Origin of the sequence: Paenibacillus sp. FSL H7-0350, from assembly GCF_038593195.1 — a bacterium.
GTDB lineage: Bacteria > Bacillota > Bacilli > Paenibacillales > Paenibacillaceae > Paenibacillus_AQ.
This window is the reverse complement of record NZ_CP151972.1, coordinates 890,193-907,776: the sequence shown is the minus strand read 5'-3', so window position 1 is coordinate 907,776 and position 17,584 is coordinate 890,193. Positions and strand designations below refer to the sequence as shown.

Genomic DNA, 17,584 nt, shown 5'->3' with positions numbered 1-17,584 from the left:
ACATTGTCCTTGTTCAAACATTTACTTTTCTTCATCTATTTCAACGACTTGAGTAAGTTCTTTAGCGGACAATACTCAGACAGCCGCAGGGTAGCGGAGAGTATTGGTTGTTGCACATTTTGCAGGATTTCTCTATAAGAGTTACTGGCTGCGGTGCATTGTTGCATTAATTGCACAAATTCCGGTGTAGAGAGCCAGTTAGCGCTGGATTTGTTGCATTTCGTGCAGGATTTCAGCATAGGCCGCTTGTAGTAGGCGGGATTGTTGCATTTCGTGCATGATTTTTTTAAGAAAGTTACTGGCTGTTGAGCATGGGGACCCAATTTAAAAGACTCTATCACTTGACGATAGAGTCTTTCTTTAATATTCATTTCAGACAAATCAGTGGCCCATGCCGTGGCTATTGGTTGTCACTTTTGTGGTCTGAAGTGCAGTGATTTCCTCGGCGCTTGCGGCAGTCAAAATGGTTAATGAGCTAATCAGCAATACGGTTGTCAATAACAAAAGCTTCTTTTTCATAATTTTCATCATTGAACTCCCCTTCTAGAATATTTCGCATTATTGCATGATACTCTTGTAGCTGTGAAATATTGGCCTCAGCTCTAACAAGTTCATAAAAAGCAATAGCTTTTCTAAAGCCTGCTCTATCAAATAGTCTACCACTTAATACGATATTTTCCAGAGTTAGGGTTATTGCAATAGCTGACTTCTTCCGTTTAAACCAATAAATAGATAATAGATGAATATATTCTATGTAGTACCTAACATCTACAGCAGGTGAAGTATCATCAGGTTTCTCAACGTCACTCTGCAGTTCTTCCAATGCCCAGTCCACCTGGTAGTTGTATCTTAAAGCGGAGTCCAAGATATTTAGCAACCCAGCGGTCATTTCTTCCCTCGCACCCAGCTTTAAAAATTTCACGTATTCAGGCAATACCTCCTTCTTTCCCTCAAGTAAGTCAAGAACGAAGGCGTTTGCTCTAGCGGTATTTTTATAATATTCAATTTCTTCCAATGACTCTTCGTCAAAAAGCTGAACCCAGCTCAAATCTGAATACTTTTCTATACACTGTCGAGCACTTTTGTAATCGCCAAGTTTTTGAAGAGCAATGCCCTTCGCACAAAGACTAAACCCAAAGTAATAGACTATAGAACGCTTTAACCTCTGGGCCTCAAATCCTTTGGGGGCTGTAGCATGTATTACTGCGATCATTTCAATAAGCATGTCAGATATATCTATCATTGCTGTAAAATTGTCTAAGGTGAATGAAGCTTTTAGCATAGCTATTAAAGAGTCAGCATCCATACCGTCAAGTTCCAACAACTCCTATTTCACTCCTTACAAACCATTTTATAGAAATAATAAGTCTTTTCCATCCTTTGGTCAATTAATTTGTTGGCTCTTAAATTGCCATTCCCTCTTCTCAACCGAAAAAAACCTGCAATTTGCGCAGGTTTCAGAGAGTTCTATTATACAGACTGATGCATGGCGAAGTGTAAGGCCTGTTTAAAGATTGTTTGAAAGATTAAAAAGTGCCCTTTATTGGAGTGAAACCCAGATAAGGATTTTAAATCTTCCATTTTCCATTATGCGATATTATTGCGTGGAAACCTCAAACTTCGTGCCAGCATCTCCGGCGAAAACAATCGTTCCTCCCGCAGGCAGCGTGGTCTGATCCTTGCCGCCGATGACACTGAAGTAGAGGCATGTCCCCATGTCATCATAAACGGCGAAGGAACCATTCGAGGATACGCTCACCTTAAGCATTTTGCCCTCGTCTTTGTCGCTTATCGTATACCACCTGGCGTATCCGTTAGGCGGAATCGTAACAGTTGACTTCTTAGCATAGTTTAATGGCTTCAAGTTGTCCTCGTTCACTAAGACGAATCCACCATGATTCAAGTACTCAACGCCGTCTTGTGTAAAAAACGTAAGATTTGAGAGATCCCGTCCGTTCGATCCCGGAATTTGCAATTCGGAGACAGCCGTATTCGGGCCGGTTATTCGCTTATCCAATACGTACCCCGGCAATTGGTTAGACAGGTTCAATTGGGTGGGCGGGAACATCAAATAACCGAGCGATGTATACTTCTCATTCAGTAAATAATATTTCTTGCCGTCGCGCTGCATCCATGCTTCCCGGGTCTGCGCCGGAAGATCTCGGGGCTTGAGCTTCTCAGCGTTGTACATGGATATAGCTACCTGCCCAAGACCCGGCACCGAAGCGTATTGTCGAATCCATTCGTAAGTGCGTCCATTCTCCTCCGTCACAAAGCTGATCATCTCTTTTCCATCCGAACTATGGAACATGCCGTCCGCCGAATATTTGAGCATCCGGTTCGGATTAGCCGATGGCTGCTCCGAAGTGATGGACATGACACCGCCTGTGGATATTTTGATGTTCATTGTTGTACCAGTCGCGCCGTAGATTCCCGCATATTGCAACATGGACTCCGGCATATCAGCCTTTACCCGCACACCGTAAGATTTCTCTGGCTTGAATTCCGTAAGGGTCCCGTTCTCCTTCAGCGCCTGAAGCAGGATTTCGCTGGCCAGAAGCTGGTCGTATGTACTGCTTCCGCCGGAAGAGACGACAGCTGCCGCCATGTCCTGTTCGGGAAGCACAACGAGCGATGTGTGATAGAGAACCGTGTCCCCGCCTTTGGTCAGTGCCTTCATTCCGTATTCTCCGAAGGGATAGAGATCGACGCTGTCCCAGCCGAGACCGTATCCGATGGAGTTGTCCGCATCGTCAGGCCAGAGTGGCGTCTTGTACTCATCTTGCGCTGCGGCCTCAGCCGATTTACCAGACAAGACCTCTTCCTTTTCCCCTGTGAAAACTTGTGAGAAACGAACCAAATCTTCCGCGGTGGAATAAATGCCTCCGGTTCCGATCACGTTGACCGTCTCGTTAGGAAGTTGTCCTGTATAGGTAGGATAATAGAGCCCCGCCATCTTCGCCTCGTCCGGAGAATCGAGCGGCGTCTTCGTATTAACCATACCTAGAGGTTCCGTAATATATCGACGGATATAAGAGGTGAAGTCCATGCCGCTGACGCGCTCGACCACAATCTGGGCAAGTGAAAAGCCGTCATTGCAGTACACTGAATAAGCACCCGGATCAGCCTTTAAGGTCTCACCGGCTAGTTGTTCCAGCAGTGTGTCGTAGGCGTAAGTATCTTTATCATTGAATAAAAAGGCGTTAGTATACGAGGAACCCTGTAAACCGGAGGAATGATTCAGCAACATACGCGGTGTAATCTGATTGTAACGTTCATCCTTCATCGTAAACTCGGGGACATACTGGACGACCGGTGTGTCGAGACCGATATTCCCTTGCTCGACCAGTTGCATAACGGCAACCGTGGTAAACATTTTACTGGTTGAGCCGATTCCGTACATCGTGTCTTTCGTGAGCGGCCTCTGTCCCTCCTCATCATTCTTGCCGGCTTGGCCGGATACGGTGATGCGGCCATGATCGATAAGGGCGTATTGCACGCTGTTCGTGTCGTACGTATTTGTGAGGAGAGTTGCTTTCTCCTGTGCAGCTTTCAGGGTGAGTTCCACAGGTGGCTTGTCGTTGCAGGCGGTTAACAGCAGAAGCAGACACAACAATAGCATAGCTACATTTATCCAACGGTTTCTTAGCATTTGAACTTTCCCTTCACGATAATTCTTCATTTATTGAATAAAGGAAAAACTAGTATAGTTTCGATTATCGGAACAGCTATAATCGCGGCGGCTATGATCTTACTGCGCGGATTGGCCATATTGATCGCCCAGCCGAAACCGTGATTGTTAGGAATCATCAACGCCGGATCTTCAGGATTCACGTAAAAGAGGCCGAGCCACTTCCAGTGTCTTTCCTCCAACGATGGAACATCTCTTAGCTGATCCATACCCTTGATCCGTATGTAAAGTATTACGCCGATTAGTGCCACGAAAAGCAATGTGCAGAGCGCCATGCCGGAGAGAAAAAGCAGATTGCCCCTCCAGTCGTACAACGCTATGGCTTGCGCTACTCCATAGAATACAACCATTAGAAGTGAGGCTCCCCAAGCTAAGAGTGAATGGATTTTCTTGAGCTTCAACTGTTTTTGCAGCGAACCTTCCCGGTCCTGGGGATCCAGCGATGTTCTGGCACGGCTGATCAGTAGATTGCAGCAGACGAACACGGTGATATTCAGCGCTTGCACACTGTTCAGCATGAACACGGTCCACACGGATTTGTTGAAGTGGAAATTTCCGAGAATCAACAATTGCGGAATCGTATCCCATCTTGCAATAGCAAAGAAGATGCATAGCGCCATAACGGCAGCATTTGCCGAATACCACCAAGTGCGTAGCACCGGACTATGCATCCGGCTGAGTTTGAGACTTGCAGTGCGCTTCGTTTCCACGTCAACCTGCCAACCTCTGGCAGTCTTCAAGCGTTGCACGGACATCCGGCTGAGCCAAACTGCGAAGGATGAAGCAAACATTAAAAGCAAGATGGATGTTGTCAAAATCAGGAGACCCCGGGCCGGTTGATGGCGCAGCCATAACAAGCAAGCCCACCCGATGACGACCGCAAAACCACTGGTAAGCAAAGCGTAATTCCGGCGAATGGCACGGATGGATGGGTCATTCAGTACCTCTTCCGGCAGAGCAATGCCGAACAGAAAGGTCCTTAATCCGCGATAGGCCTGTAAGCTGAGCATCATAGTAATCATCAAATAACTGCCGAAAATAATAACCATCGGTTCTTGTGTCAATGTTGTTCCCCTCCGCGAATCCTGATTATATCCTGGTACACCGATCTGCTCTCTTGTGCGAATACCTCTTCCGCCATGCCCCGTACCGCAGCTGCAGCAGCAAGAGAACGCAGCTGCCGCCGGAGCTTCTCCGCGAACACCTCTGTCACACCAGGCATCCCGCCCGGCTGAACAATAACGCCCGTCTTCCTGTTCACTTGAAGCAAGCCCTCCTGCTTGAGCAAATTGTAGGCTTTATTGACGGTATGGAGATTGATCCCGAGGTTCTCGGCCAGGCTCCGAATCGACGGAAGCGAATCGCCGGGCTTCAGCTCGCCAGAGGCGATCCCTTCAACGATTTGGTCAACCAGTTGTGTGTAGATGGGGGTTTCCGATTGCAGATCAAGCTCTATGAACACGAATAACCCTCCTTCTTTATATGTTATATTACATGTATAACAAATATAATAATACTAATCAAGTTAAAGATGAAGATAATTCCATATTTTCTAGTATGGGTCCCTTTCTGGGTAGAAGGGATTGCGTATACACGCCAAAAAACAGCATCCTCTGTAACTGCAGAATGCTGTTCTTCAAGTGTTATATAATAAACTACAGTTCCTTCGTCATAAATCTGCTATTCGGGTCCGGGATATAATCTGCAAACGGCTCACAATACGTGAAGCCGAAATCTTCATACAGCTTGCGGGCGGGGATGAATGAATCCATGGAGCCAGTCTCGAGGCTGATCCGTTTGTATCCGCGTCTTACGGCTACTTCAATAATATGAGCAAGAATAGTTCTGGCTACACCTTTGCGCAAATGCTTCCTAGCGGTCCGCATGGATTTGAGCTCAGCATGCTCTTTGTTTAGTTCCTTGATCGCCCCGCAGCCCAGAAGCTCTTCATCCTCCCAAGCGCACCAGAAGGTAATTTCCGGCTGCTTCAACCCGTCCAGATTAAGGGCATGTATACTCTCTGGCGGAGAGTCCTCTGCCATTCCTTGCAGATGTTCTGCAATTAATCCAATCACTTGTGCCCTGCTCAAATCATCTACAAGAATCTTCACTGCAACCACTCCTAAGTTAATGTTAAGTATGAATTATACCTGTTATCCTACTGTATATCATATTACACCCATGGCAGGTTTTCTGACAAATCTATTATAATAACTGCAAATGAGGATGATTTAAGTACCACTCTACGCATTCTTTTGGCATACCAATGTTGACGATCCTCATTATCGTGCAAACTAGGTGGACACCAAAAAAGCCGCTACATTTAGCGGCTTTGATTGTAGTTTGTTTTTGACAACCTCAGCTATTGTTCCGCGTTCTGGAAATGACTGTTGATTACTCCTTTAATCCTTCTGACTCCCGCAGCAGAAGATTGTTCTTTTGTAATACGGAACGTTCCTAAGTTTGTGGTATCTTCTACATGAGGTCCTCCGCATACTTCCCGGCTCCACACCTTCCCTTCATGATCTTGGATGGTATACACCTTAACGATATCTGGGTATTTATCCCAAAAATTCCCTTCCACATTACTTTCTTTCGCTTCAAGCTTAGGCAGCTCCGAAATAGAGGTAACTGCTTTGGAGGAAATCGCCTCATTCACATACTTCTCCACCTCAGCTATTTGCTCGGGTGTAAGTTTGTCATCATGGTTGAAGTCAAACCGTAATCGTTCGGAAGTAATATTACTTCCTTGTTGGTGGACATGATCACCTAGCACTTCCCTTAAACCAGCAAGCAACAAATGAGATACCGTGTGCAGCGCGGTTGTTTCTGTGGAATGTTCAGCTAAGCCACCTTTAAATTTACCCGCAGAAGCAGTTCTGCTCATTTCAGCATGTTTTTTTGCCGCCTCAGTATAAGACGCCTTGTCTTCCATGCTATATCCACTTTCTGTTAGGTACTCTTCCGTCAACTCCAAGGGAAATCCATAGGTTTCGTAAAAATAAAAGGCATCTGCACCCGTAACGTTACCCTTATTCTTCAGATGTTTCTGTATTTCAAATTCTCCCTGCTGTAACGTTCTATAGAAAAGATTCTCTTCCTTATTTACGATTTCGATGACTTTCCTTTTATTGCGGATTAAATCTTCATAAGCTGTAGCTTCATCTATATAAACTTCAGACAACTGCCCCACAAAGCTTCCTTGTATCCCTATTTTTTTACCTGCACGAATAGCCCTTCTTAATAGCCTTCTTGTTATATATCCTGCATCACTATTAGCTGGCTCCGCACCGTCATTAATGAGAAAAGTAGCTGCTCTCACATGATCCAGTATGATTCTAAAGGACTTTAAGTCGTCCGTATAGGATTTACCGCTTAGCTCCATCAATTTGTTCTTGGGGTTATGGAAGAAAGCCGTATTATAAATATCCTTATCACCATTAAGAGCTGTTGCCACCCTTTCTAACCCGCCTCCATAATCCAGATTAGGCTTCTGCATTTTTACAAATCCTGTGTCTCCTTTGGTATAACACATAAATACGTTGTTCCCAATTTCCAGGAATCTGTCGCTTTCAGAAGCAGGATGGTCCAGTGAATCACCGCCCGGTTCAAGATCATAGAACATTTCACTATCAGGCCCACCCGGTTCACCAACCGGCATATGGAGCGGACTTCCGGCCCGGCTCCACCAGTTTTCTTGTTCATCGTATAAGAATATTTTCCCGCCTCTAGATGCCCCGTATTGCCAGGGATCATCTTCAATGATAGGGTCTATCCCGACGGATTTGAATTTTTCTGACCAGAGCTCAATGGCTTCTGTATCTTTCGGTATGTTCAATTCATCACTTCCTGCGAAAGCGCTGATATACAGCCTGCCTGGATCCATTCCTAATTCGATGATCTGCCAATGCCAAATAGCGTCGATTTGCTTCTGCTTATAGTTATGTTCATTTGCTTTGAACTCCCACCGGCCGATCATTTCGAAAAATGTCAGATGCGACGTATCCCCTACTTCCTCAATATCCACTGTCCTTAAGCACTTCTGAATATTAGCAATCTCATTACCTGTCGGATGCTTTTCTCCCAATAAATAGGGAACCATAGGTTGCATGCCACTTCCTGTAAACAACGTTGAGGGATCATTTTCTGGTAACAAGCTGGCAGAAGGCACTTGGCTAGCCCCAATTCCTTTCATAAAATCTACATACGATTGTCTCAACTCATCTGGTGTCATTCTAATACCTCCATCCAATATTATTTATGCTTAAAACAAAAAAGCCCTAAGCTGACATGTTTCTTGTCAACTTAGGGCGAACGATTATGTCCGTGTTACCACCTAACTTCAGATTGCTCTGCGCTCTATCAGTACGGGATTTCTCCGATACTGTTTCCTGAATAACGGTGGAACTCCGTTGAAGCCTACTAAGATTCCTCTGTTCGGTCCACAGCTCCGAGACTGCTTCACTATTAGATCAATGAAGATTCGCACCAACCATCTTCTCTCTGTGAGATCCTTAATAGTTACTATTTCTCATCATAGCCTTTTCGTTTTAAGTTAAAGCAATGCTAGCACAATCCGCTTGCTTCGTCAATTAATGAGTTACCTGGAGCCGGCGTTTACCATCTGCTTAGCCTGCATACGACTGGCCTGTAACAAAGCATCACTGAGCTTCGCATCACTAACTGCCCGTGCCAGTGCAACGGTACCCACCATACTGCTTACCAATGCATAACCATTAGAGGGATCGATCTCAGCCATATTTATAATAAACGCGATGAAACGTTGCAGCTCTTGTGTGTATGCTTGCCTGATATCTGCCGATAGCTGGGAGATCTCCCCCGATAAAGCAGGTAAGATACAACCGGCTTCCGTCTGATCCCGATGCAGGGGGCTTAAGTAAAAATCAATGACGGCCTCAATCGGCGTCTGATTTTCGTTTTTGTTATGGTCTGCAATTCTCTGCAGCATTTCAATGGTGTCACTAATGGCGAAATGACAGGTCTCCATCACAAGCTGATCTTTATTTTCAAAATGGGAGTAAAATCCTCCGTGCGTCAGTCCAGCACCTTTCATAATATGTGGAAGACTGATATTCCGCACGCCGTGGGTGCGAAATGCTTTGGCTGCGCTGGTAATGATATGGTTCCGAACCTTGAGCTTGTGCCCTTTCGGATAAGGCATCCTGCTCCCTCCCCTTTGTATAAGTCTGTATCTATTGAATGTCTTTTGAAATATTATAGTTATCATATTATTTAATGTCAATTGGTAATGGAGTGTTGACTCTTCTAAAATATGATGACTATAATATATTATGATTAACATATTATAACTTGGAGGTACCCATCATGAACTCATTAGAAGCTGTAGATACCCTGGTTATTGGATCGGGGCCTGGCGGTTATGTGGCTGCATTACGTTCGTCACAACTGGGCATGACAACAGTCCTTGTGGAACGCCACCAGATCGGAGGGGTATGTACGCATGTAGGCTGTATTCCGTCCAAAGCGCTGATTGCTGAAGCGGAGCGTATTCATTTGCGCAGACACTGGTATGCTGTTGACGAAGCTTCTTCTTTTCAGGAGGCTCAGTTGTTTAAGCAAGCTGTGGTGGATAAGCAGTCTGGAGGGGTTCGGTTTTTGCTTAAATCGGCAGGTGTGACTCTTATTGAAGGAGAAGCCAGCTTGATAGATGCGAATACCGTTGAAATTCATCACAATGAACAGATTGAGCGCCGAATGGGCTTTAAGCATCTCATCCTGGCAACCGGTTCCCGTCCGATTGAAATCAGCGCGCTTCCTTTCGGCGGACGGATTCTTTCATCCACGGAGGCGCTATCGCTGGCCGACATTCCTAAGAGCCTCGTTGTAGTTGGCGGCGGTTATATTGGTGTGGAACTGGGGCAGATGTTTGCGAGATTTGGAACCGCAGTTACGATACTCGAGGGGGGTGAACAGATTTTACCCGGATTTGAAGCAGAGAATGTTGCACCTGTCGTTCGTCAACTGAAGAAGGACGGGATAACAATCCTAACGGAAGCTAAGGTTACAGGAGCAGACCCATATACGAGTCACATTGATCTACAATATATGCGTCAGGATCAACTCCATGTTGTTCAAGCTGAATATGCATTAATTACGGTTGGCAGGAAACCGAATACAGATGGAACCTTGGGTCTTGAAAAGATTGGTTTGTCCCCTACTCCGCAAGGCTTGATCGAGATTGACAAGCAGTGCAGAACATCCATTCCGAATATCTATGCCATTGGAGATATTGTTCAAGGCCCTGCCTTGGCCCATAAAGCTTCATATGAAGCAAAAATTGCAGCAGAAGCGATTGCGGGTAAACCCTCTGTAATCGACTACAAAGCTCTTCCGCTGGTTGTGTTTTCTCACCCGGAGATTACGAGCGTTGGTCTTAGCGAAACGGATTGTAAACACAAATCCATTCCTGTTATCGTTGGAAAATCTATTTTCTCTATTAACGGCCGTGCGCTGGCTCTGAAGGAAACCGAAGGATTTGTCAAAATTGTTGCTCATGCTGCGTCTGGACTTGTATTAGGTGCACAGATTGTAGGCGCTGAAGCATCTACGCTTATATCGGAGCTTTCCCTTGCGATTGAGATGGGAGCAACCGTAGAAGATATAGCCATGACCATCCACCCGCATCCAACGTTAGGTGAAATTGTCATGGAGGCCGCAGAACAGGCCCAACGGAGGCTATAACAAACGAAACTGATTTCAAAAGAAACTAAACGTTCATTCTCCGGTATGTTGGCGAACAAAACGCAGCCGGACCTTTAGCCGGCTGCGTACAGCATCTCCAGCTTCGCGCCATGCACCATCAATAGAGCTCGCTGCTGGACTGGTCAGCGAGCTGACTTCAAACTGGCTTCCTCTCGCGTGATATCATCTTCCCAAGAACGGTAGTAGTCAATTTTACCCCGCAGAATATCCAAAGTCTGCTGAATCGTTTGAACCTGCTCAATTAATTTCTGCTCATGCTCTTCTAGAAGTTTCCTGCGCTTGGGGATGCCATCATTGCCAAGTCGCATCATATCAGCGAACTGTTGCATAAGAGCGATCGGCATTCCTGTAGTCTTAAGTTTTGCGAGTAATATAATCCATTCTGAATCATGCTCCCGATATATCCGATGACCATTCCCGGCACGGGGGATGGGGTCCATCAGACCGATCCTTTCGTAATAACGAAGGGTATGTACGCTTAACCCCGTCATCTCAGCTGCCTGCTGAATGGTCAGTTCTCTACTGGTCATAACGAGTCCGCTCCTTTCAACATCAGTTCAATGGATCAAGCTGTTCTGAGCTAATTTGTAGCTTAAGTGCCCCCAAATTTTCTTCTAATTGCGTTAGACCGCTCGCAGCAACAATGGGAAGAGCTCTCGGGTGCTTGTGCAGCATCCAAGCAAGGATAAGCTGATTCGGTGTCGCTCCCAGCTCTCCAGCAACTTTCCTTAGTGTATCCAATCGGGTCATCTGATCTTCTCTCCGGTATGCATCAGGTAGGACAGCATCCTTTTTGTTGTATAGGCCTCCAAGGAGGGGGGAATAAGCCATGAGCGTAAAATTATCGTGTTGCCTGCAGTAAGCAAGTAAATCCTCATCAGCACTGACCTGCACTCCGAAATTCGCATCCGCTCTAGGCTGCAAATACGTATATCGCTGCTGGATGCAGCAATAGGACTCCCATCCTTTTGACATACTGATTGCCTTGGCCTCAAGGAGCCTGGACACCCGGTAATTACTGCAGCCTATAGCCCTTACTTTGCCGGCTTTGACCAAGGAATCAAAGGTCTCCAAGGTTTCCTCGAGTTCAGTTTCGTTATCGTCAACATGAGCATAATATAAATCTACATAATCTGTACCAAGCCTCAGCAAGCTTTCGTCAATTCCCTTCTCAATCGCTTGGCGGCCTAAGCCTTCCATTTTTTCGCTTTTCGGCACTACCGGTTTCGCTCCCACTTTGGTGGCCAAAATGATCTGATGTCTGTTTTTTCTTTCTTTCATCCATTCGCCAAGCAAAGACTCGCTTTCTCCGCCAACACAGCCTTCGTTCCATATCGCATAATTATTGGCTGTATCCAGAAAGTTTCCACCTGCCTCAAAAAAATGATCCAGCAACTGGAATGAGGTTGTTTTATCAGTTCGCGATCCAAAATTCAGACAGCCTAAAGAATAAGCACTTACCTGCATTCCTGTATTCCCCAACGGAAAATGCTTCACACGATTTCCTCCCTTTAACAAACTGAATGAACTTTCGCTTGCTTGCATCGTACGTGACCAGTATAAGAGTTTAAGTGCACTCTAAGTCAATACTCCAAAACTTCGGATCTTTCGATACTAAGAACAGAATAACAGGCCAATGATCCTCAAGATCATTGGCCTGTGTGATGTAAATAAGCATTATAGTGAAGTATTGCCTGTTGTATTTACTATTTTTTGGAGACTTTCCTTAATTCGATGAGTAGCTTCGTTACCATGATAGGTGATTACTTTTTTAATATCCAGCTCTAGCAGCTTGGCAATCGACTTCAGCGCAGTAGAATGATCCAACGTGTAATAGTTGTCAAAGGGCAGGAGCTTATCATCCTTTGAGTTTAATGCATCGCCGGCAATTAACGTTTGCGTCGGGATATGATAGAGCGACATATGATCTGGCGTGTGTCCTGGGGTGAAAACGACTTGAATGCCACCGGCCAGGGGCAGAATGTCTCGATCCTTAAGTGCCGTATGAACGTGCACGGACGGTGCAAAAGTTCTACCTCTAACAAGCGGAATGGCTCCCGTCAAATAGGGTACAGTCTCCTCATGTGCGAGCACCCTCAACTCGTTCCCCCTGGCCTGAACTAGCTCCGGCAGACTGCCAATGTGATCGCTGTCTTGATGCGTAATGATGATATGCGTCAGCTGATCTAGTCCAAAGCCTTCCCTTTCAAGCAACGTTCGAATCCTATCCAATTGTCCGGGAATGCCAGTATCCACAAGTACAAGATTCCGTTCATCCCACAACAATGTCGGATATACAATAAAAGATCCCATTCGAAGCTCTATTGCTGTAATTCCGGTATTCGGCCGAGACGTGGACATTCCTTCATCTTCCTTTCCTATAAGTAGGTATATTATATTCCTTATAGGAAGCCGCAAGTCAACACTATTTTCACTCTTGAAAGAAGTAGCAATGTTGCACATTTTGCAGGATTTCTTTTATAAATGTTATGGGCAGTGAAGCATGGGACCCATCCCTCGGCGCAGCAGCACCTATTTACTTTGACCACGACAGCGCGCGGTTTGCGCTTGGGAAGGCCGAAGCACATGCACGTTACTTGGAACGGCAAAAACTGACGCAATTAATCGGGCAGTCCCTGAAAAGAATTCCCCCGTGTCAGCTTCTGACTCTGATCGGACCAACGGATCTGAACCGAACGGGAAGTGAAGAGGTCTGGCCCGTCCGATACCTGAAAATGCAAGTGTGCTTCGCTGGAATTCCCTGAATTACCGAGATGTCCGACGAGATCTCCCTGCTTAACGGTATCCCCTTTTTTGACGGCTACACTGCCTTTCTTGAGATGTGCTGTGATGCTGTGCTCCCCGTTTCCATGATCAATGACCACGACATTCCCTTCCGGTTCTTCAGCGTTCATCACGCCCGGCGTGTTATCCGGGATGTCATTTTTGACTTCAACCACCTTGCCATCTGCTGCTGCATAGAGCGGTTCACCAAAAGCATAATAGTCCTCGTTGTCCTTTCCCTCTCCTTGATAGCTTGCATCATTCTGAGTGCGGATAATGTCGAGTGCGTAACGCTGGGTTTCATGAGCATAATGATAGTTGGATAACACATCATTCCCGCCCCAGAACACAAACCATTCGCCCTTCAGCGGAAACTGGAATTCAGTTTTGGTCAACGCCTTATCCGTTGCTTCATGTGTTACAAGCGGCTGAATAAGGAGCCCCACAATCTGGTGATCTTCAGCAAAAGAGGCCTGAATCCCCTTAGTCCCCGTCTGATCCTTCCACGAACGATCAACCAGCTTGTTCAGTTTAACTTCCGTAACCTTGTTCCATGAAGTAACGCCTTCCATAAAGCTATCGGCAGTCGTCTTGAATTCGTCAAGCGTTATGATTTTCTGTAGCTCCGGACTCATCTGCTCGTAAATCTTCTCCTTCGGTCCATTCATTAAGGTATCCAAGAAATTATCAGGTGTAATCATTGCGTCCTCCCCGGCTCCATTTGCAGCTTCCTCTGATGGTGCTGCAGTGGCTGTCTGTGTTACCGGTAATTGCTCTTGTGGTTCAGCTGATTCCGGGGTGCCGCAGGCAGACAACATTATACACATACCAAGCACTGCGGCAAGCCCCTTCCAGCTTTTCGAATATACTCTAGTCATTTCCCTGCACTCCTTTGTTAGAACGGTATTTTTCTAGTTCAGTGTACGAAATCAATCTTACCTGCCGTCTAACCTACTCTTACGTCTATCTTAACTTTGCGGCCTGTTATATCTCCAAAATTAAGCATCCGTTAAGGTTGCCGGCACGCTGTCAGCGTTTCAGAATGGTATGATACTTATAAAAAAGCTGGGAGGCTCTATTTCGTCATGGATGAAGTTTCAATCCTGCTTGTTGATGATGAACAGGCGATTCTGCATATGCTCCGAACGGTATTGCTCAAAGAACAATTCCTGGATATCGATACGGTCACTAGCGGTGAAGATGCGATTGCTGCATGTAAAAAGAAAACCTATCACTGCATCGTGCTGGACGTGATGCTTCCAGGCCGAAGCGGGCTGGAAATCTGCCCTTTCCTGCGTCAAATGACCGATGCCCCTATTCTCTTTCTGACTGCAAAAACAACTGATTACGACAAGCTGACCGGCTTCGCGGTTGGCGGAGACGATTATGTCGTTAAACCCTTTAACCCGCTGGAAGTAGTTGCACGGATCAAATCCCTGCTGAGACGATATTTGCCCAGACAGACGGAAGCAGAAAGACTGCCTCAGGAAGGTATCTATGATTTTGGGCGCTTTCAGGTCATGGAGCCAGCCGGTGAGCTCAGAGTAGAAGGTGAACTGGTGTATTGTCCTGCTCTGGTATACCAGTTACTGCTATTTTTTTGCAAACATCCGAATCGTATCTTTACCAAGTCAGAATTATATGAGCGGGTATGGGGATCGGAGGCCATTTCGGATGACAACACCGTTATGGTACATATTCACCGGATTCGCGAGCGTATTGAGGCTGATCCCTCCGCGCCTGAGCTGTTGGTGAACGTTCGCGGGCTAGGGTATAAGCTCATTCAGTCCGGCATGGGTCCTGGGCGATGAGTGTAAGACGCAGATTGATGACGAGATTCATTGGCTTGCTTGCGGGTACGGTGGTTCTGATCCTGGTTATCGGCGGAAGTATAGCTTACTGGGTCATTCAGCAGTTGAATGAGGCCAGCCTTGTTGAAGATTTTGCCACTGTCGGGCTCGACCAGCTAATCAGTACAGCTGATATTTTGCCGGACGGCAGTGTTAAGTATGATCCCGATCTGCTGAAGCGAATCGAAGAGAACAACGGTTGGCTTCAGATTCTCGATGAGCAGGGCCGTGTGCTGGATGCTTTCCATACCCCTCCCGATGTGCCGGATCACTATAAACCTGGAGAGCTTATATCCTATTGGCAAGGAAAAAAGCCCTTTCCCTACGAGCTATATCTGCTTATCCGGGAACGGCAAGGGATCAATTTCACCCTGCTGTACGGAGAGAACAACCAGGCCGTAACCATGCTGGATCAAGCATATAACGGGGGACGTTATGCAAACAACAAGCTCGAATTGGCATCCAGGCAGCAGGACATCATCCGCGCGGCGGATGCCTATCTTCAGATTTTGGACGAACAGGGACAGGAGATGGCTTCTTTCAACAAACCCGCAAGCGGCATCCCGGACAGCTACAGCATCCAGGATCTGATTCTGCGTACACACTACCCCTCCCGGTATGGAATGACTACAGTGACCAGCTATGATGAGCAGAACCATTCCACCTGGATGCTAAGTGTTCCTCTTGCGGGCAATCCGGCGGGGAGCAACGTGAACCCCTTCGGGTTTATTTTTGGACCTGCCCTGATTGCACTTCTGGTATCCATTATCGGCTTGCTGATCCTGCTTGCTGTCTGGTATGCCAACCTGTTCGGTTATCCGATGCTCCATATGCTCCAATGGCTGCAGCGGCTTGAACGCGGACAATATGAGGAGCCGGCCGGACCCCGCGGCAGGCCGCTTAGCCGGAAGAAGAACGGGAAATGGCGGCGGAACTATCGGGTATATACGGAAGTGTTGCATTCTATCCAAACGTTATCCGATACCCTGAAGCAGGATAAGGAACTCCGCAAACAGACCGACTCTCTGCGGGAGGAATGGATTGCTGGAATTACCCATGATTTAAAGACACCCCTATCCTCGCTCCAGGGTTATGCACATATGCTGGAAGCAGAGAAATACGAGTGGGCTTCTAATGAAGTACGCGAATTTGCGGGCATTATGTTGGATAAGTCGATGTACATGGACAGGCTGGTAAGCGACCTGGCTATGACCTATCGTCTGCGCAGTGGCGGGTACCAGCCCCCTATTGAGTTAACGGATATCAATGCCCTGCTTCAGGATTTGGTACAGCGTGCTGAACGTAACCCGGCATATGGAGAGGGCCGCATTACGTTCCAGCCTGCCCCGGCTCAGGTACAGGGTTATGTACACATTCCCTCCTTTGAACGAATCGTTGATAATCTGACCGCCAACGCCCTGCTGCATAATCCGCCGGACACGCAGCTGATTGTAAGTGTGCAGCCAGGTAAAGAGGCAGGCGATTTCATCGTTCAATTTGCCGATAATGGACGCGGGATGGATCAGGAGACGGTGTGGAAGCTGTTCGAACGATACTATCGCGGCACAGATACAGGTGCGCCCGATGTCGGCTCAGGCCTGGGTATGGCGGTAACCAAAGGGCTAATTGAGGCGATGCAAGGGCGGATTGAGGTTCGCTCCAGTCCCGAAGAGGGAACGGAAATACGTCTGATATGGGATGTTCGTGCGAGGACTGGAACAGAATAATCCAAATGATATATTATTTGATATAATATGGCAAATAAGAACTGTATACCTTCTCAGTTGGCCATTGCACGACGATCTCCATCGGGGCGCTGCCGATCCTGGGTACAAAGCGTATCAAGTACCTGGAGGAAAATGCGGCCGCTGCTGATGAGCTGTCTACGTCCAAACACCTTTCTATTTTCGTGTCAACGTATTGTATGCTTGTTTCAACACCAGATATTTACCGATTGGAGCCTATGATTATGTGATTATGTTTCATTAATGCAGGACGGAAGCTCTCAACTATAATCAAAAACATCTATGGACATTTTGCGGAACATCTGGGAAACGATATTTGTGTCGGAGAAGACAGCATAATCCCCAATGTCCGGGGAAGTGCTTTCGTGGAGGATAATTCTTTTGGCACGCATGGATTCCTCGATCTCTGTGAGCAGGTCGGATGTTCGCCTTATATAGCCGCTAATGTCGGCTCCGGTACTCCCCGGGAGGTCAGCAAATGGATTGAATATATGACCTTCAGCAGCGACTCGCCTATGGCGGATTGGAGAAGGCAGAACGGCCGGGACAAGCTCTGCATCTCAGTGCCTCTGAACGGGCAGACGGCAGGATTCATGTCACTCTGGCTTACCTGTCCATGGATGAAGCTCAGCCAACCAATTGGAAGCTGGACGGTAAAAGTTTCTCGAATGCCTCCATCCACTGCATCAGTGGTGATATGAACAGTCATAATCAATTCGGGTAGCCGCCTCAGGTAGAAATCCAGGCGTTGCCGGACAGTAAGATACAGG

15 protein-coding genes, 1 pseudogene and 1 other annotated feature are annotated in these 17,584 nt (G+C 46.8%); of the genes and pseudogenes, 5 read left to right on the top strand and 11 right to left on the bottom strand.

From position 1 onward, the window contains the following. Window positions 1-475: 475 nt before the first annotated feature. The 7 genes from NYE24_RS04200 to NYE24_RS04170 all read right to left on the bottom strand — a co-directional run bounded on the left by NYE24_RS04200 (window position 476) and on the right by NYE24_RS04170 (window position 8,873). On the bottom strand, window positions 476-1,324 hold the full coding sequence (locus NYE24_RS04200; protein ID WP_342478128.1) for a hypothetical protein: 849 nt from the start codon (window positions 1,322-1,324) through the stop codon (window positions 476-478). 273 nt (window positions 1,325-1,597) lie between these two features. After that, window positions 1,598-3,622, bottom strand: a complete 2,025-nt coding sequence (locus NYE24_RS04195) for a serine hydrolase domain-containing protein (protein ID WP_342478127.1) — start codon at window positions 3,620-3,622, stop codon at window positions 1,598-1,600. 56 nt (window positions 3,623-3,678) lie between these two features. After that, window positions 3,679-4,755: a DUF5808 domain-containing protein gene (locus NYE24_RS04190; RefSeq protein WP_342478126.1), complete on the bottom strand. Its 1,077-nt coding sequence runs from the start codon at window positions 4,753-4,755 to the stop codon at window positions 3,679-3,681. Beyond that, the gene (locus NYE24_RS04185; RefSeq protein ID WP_342478125.1) at window positions 4,752-5,153 is read right to left on the bottom strand and encodes a GntR family transcriptional regulator; all 402 of its coding nucleotides are present in this window, start codon (window positions 5,151-5,153) and stop codon (window positions 4,752-4,754) included. The genes NYE24_RS04190 and NYE24_RS04185 overlap by 4 nt, the downstream gene beginning before the upstream one ends. Window positions 5,154-5,346: 193 nt before the next feature. Next, entirely contained in the window at window positions 5,347-5,802 is a 456-nt protein-coding gene (locus NYE24_RS04180; RefSeq protein ID WP_036701417.1) for a GNAT family N-acetyltransferase, read from the bottom strand. Between the two features lie 251 nt (window positions 5,803-6,053). Next, entirely contained in the window at window positions 6,054-7,925 is a 1,872-nt protein-coding gene (locus NYE24_RS04175; RefSeq protein WP_342478124.1) for an alanine--tRNA ligase, read from the bottom strand. Window positions 7,926-7,994: 69 nt separating this feature from the next. After that, window positions 7,995-8,238 (bottom strand) — a binding site (T-box leader). Between the two features lie 53 nt (window positions 8,239-8,291). After that, the gene (locus NYE24_RS04170; protein ID WP_076153767.1) at window positions 8,292-8,873 is read right to left on the bottom strand and encodes a TetR/AcrR family transcriptional regulator; all 582 of its coding nucleotides are present in this window, start codon (window positions 8,871-8,873) and stop codon (window positions 8,292-8,294) included. Between the two features lie 164 nt (window positions 8,874-9,037). Here NYE24_RS04170 and lpdA point away from each other — a divergent pair, with 164 nt between their 5' ends. Beyond that, window positions 9,038-10,414 carry a dihydrolipoyl dehydrogenase gene (gene lpdA / locus NYE24_RS04165; RefSeq protein WP_342478123.1) on the top strand — a complete coding sequence of 459 codons (1,377 nt, stop codon included), beginning with the start codon at window positions 9,038-9,040 and terminating at the stop codon, window positions 10,412-10,414. 143 nt (window positions 10,415-10,557) lie between these two features. Here lpdA and NYE24_RS04160 read toward each other — a convergent pair whose 3' ends face one another. From NYE24_RS04160 to NYE24_RS04145, 4 genes are all read right to left on the bottom strand, one after another. Further along, entirely contained in the window at window positions 10,558-10,965 is a 408-nt protein-coding gene (locus tag NYE24_RS04160; protein ID WP_342478122.1) for a MerR family transcriptional regulator, read from the bottom strand. A 22-nt stretch (window positions 10,966-10,987) separates the two neighbouring features. Next, window positions 10,988-11,932: an aldo/keto reductase gene (locus tag NYE24_RS04155; protein ID WP_342478121.1), complete on the bottom strand. Its 945-nt coding sequence runs from the start codon at window positions 11,930-11,932 to the stop codon at window positions 10,988-10,990. Between the two features lie 180 nt (window positions 11,933-12,112). Beyond that, a complete protein-coding gene (locus NYE24_RS04150) occupies window positions 12,113-12,796 on the bottom strand; it encodes an MBL fold metallo-hydrolase (protein ID WP_342478120.1) in 684 nt (227 codons plus the stop codon). A gap of 260 nt (window positions 12,797-13,056) precedes the next feature. Further along, window positions 13,057-14,097 carry a M23 family metallopeptidase gene (locus NYE24_RS04145; protein WP_342478119.1) on the bottom strand — a complete coding sequence of 347 codons (1,041 nt, stop codon included), beginning with the start codon at window positions 14,095-14,097 and terminating at the stop codon, window positions 13,057-13,059. A 207-nt stretch (window positions 14,098-14,304) separates the two neighbouring features. Between NYE24_RS04145 and NYE24_RS04140 the strand changes: the two genes are divergently transcribed. From NYE24_RS04140 to NYE24_RS04125, 4 genes and pseudogenes are all read left to right on the top strand, one after another. Beyond that, window positions 14,305-15,030 (top strand): response regulator transcription factor, encoded by a 726-nt coding sequence (locus NYE24_RS04140; protein WP_341025394.1) that lies wholly within the window; start codon window positions 14,305-14,307, stop codon window positions 15,028-15,030. Window positions 15,031-15,047: 17 nt separating this feature from the next. Then, the gene (locus tag NYE24_RS04135) at window positions 15,048-16,796 is read left to right on the top strand and encodes a HAMP domain-containing sensor histidine kinase (protein WP_342478118.1); all 1,749 of its coding nucleotides are present in this window, start codon (window positions 15,048-15,050) and stop codon (window positions 16,794-16,796) included. Between the two features lie 257 nt (window positions 16,797-17,053). Continuing rightward, a pseudogene (locus tag NYE24_RS04130) lies at window positions 17,054-17,365 on the top strand (alpha-N-arabinofuranosidase); the annotation flags it as partial. Beyond that, on the top strand, window positions 17,338-17,538 hold the full coding sequence (locus tag NYE24_RS04125) for a hypothetical protein (protein ID WP_342478117.1): 201 nt from the start codon (window positions 17,338-17,340) through the stop codon (window positions 17,536-17,538). The pseudogene NYE24_RS04130 and the gene NYE24_RS04125, both read left to right, overlap by 28 nt. Window positions 17,539-17,584 lie beyond the last annotated feature (46 nt).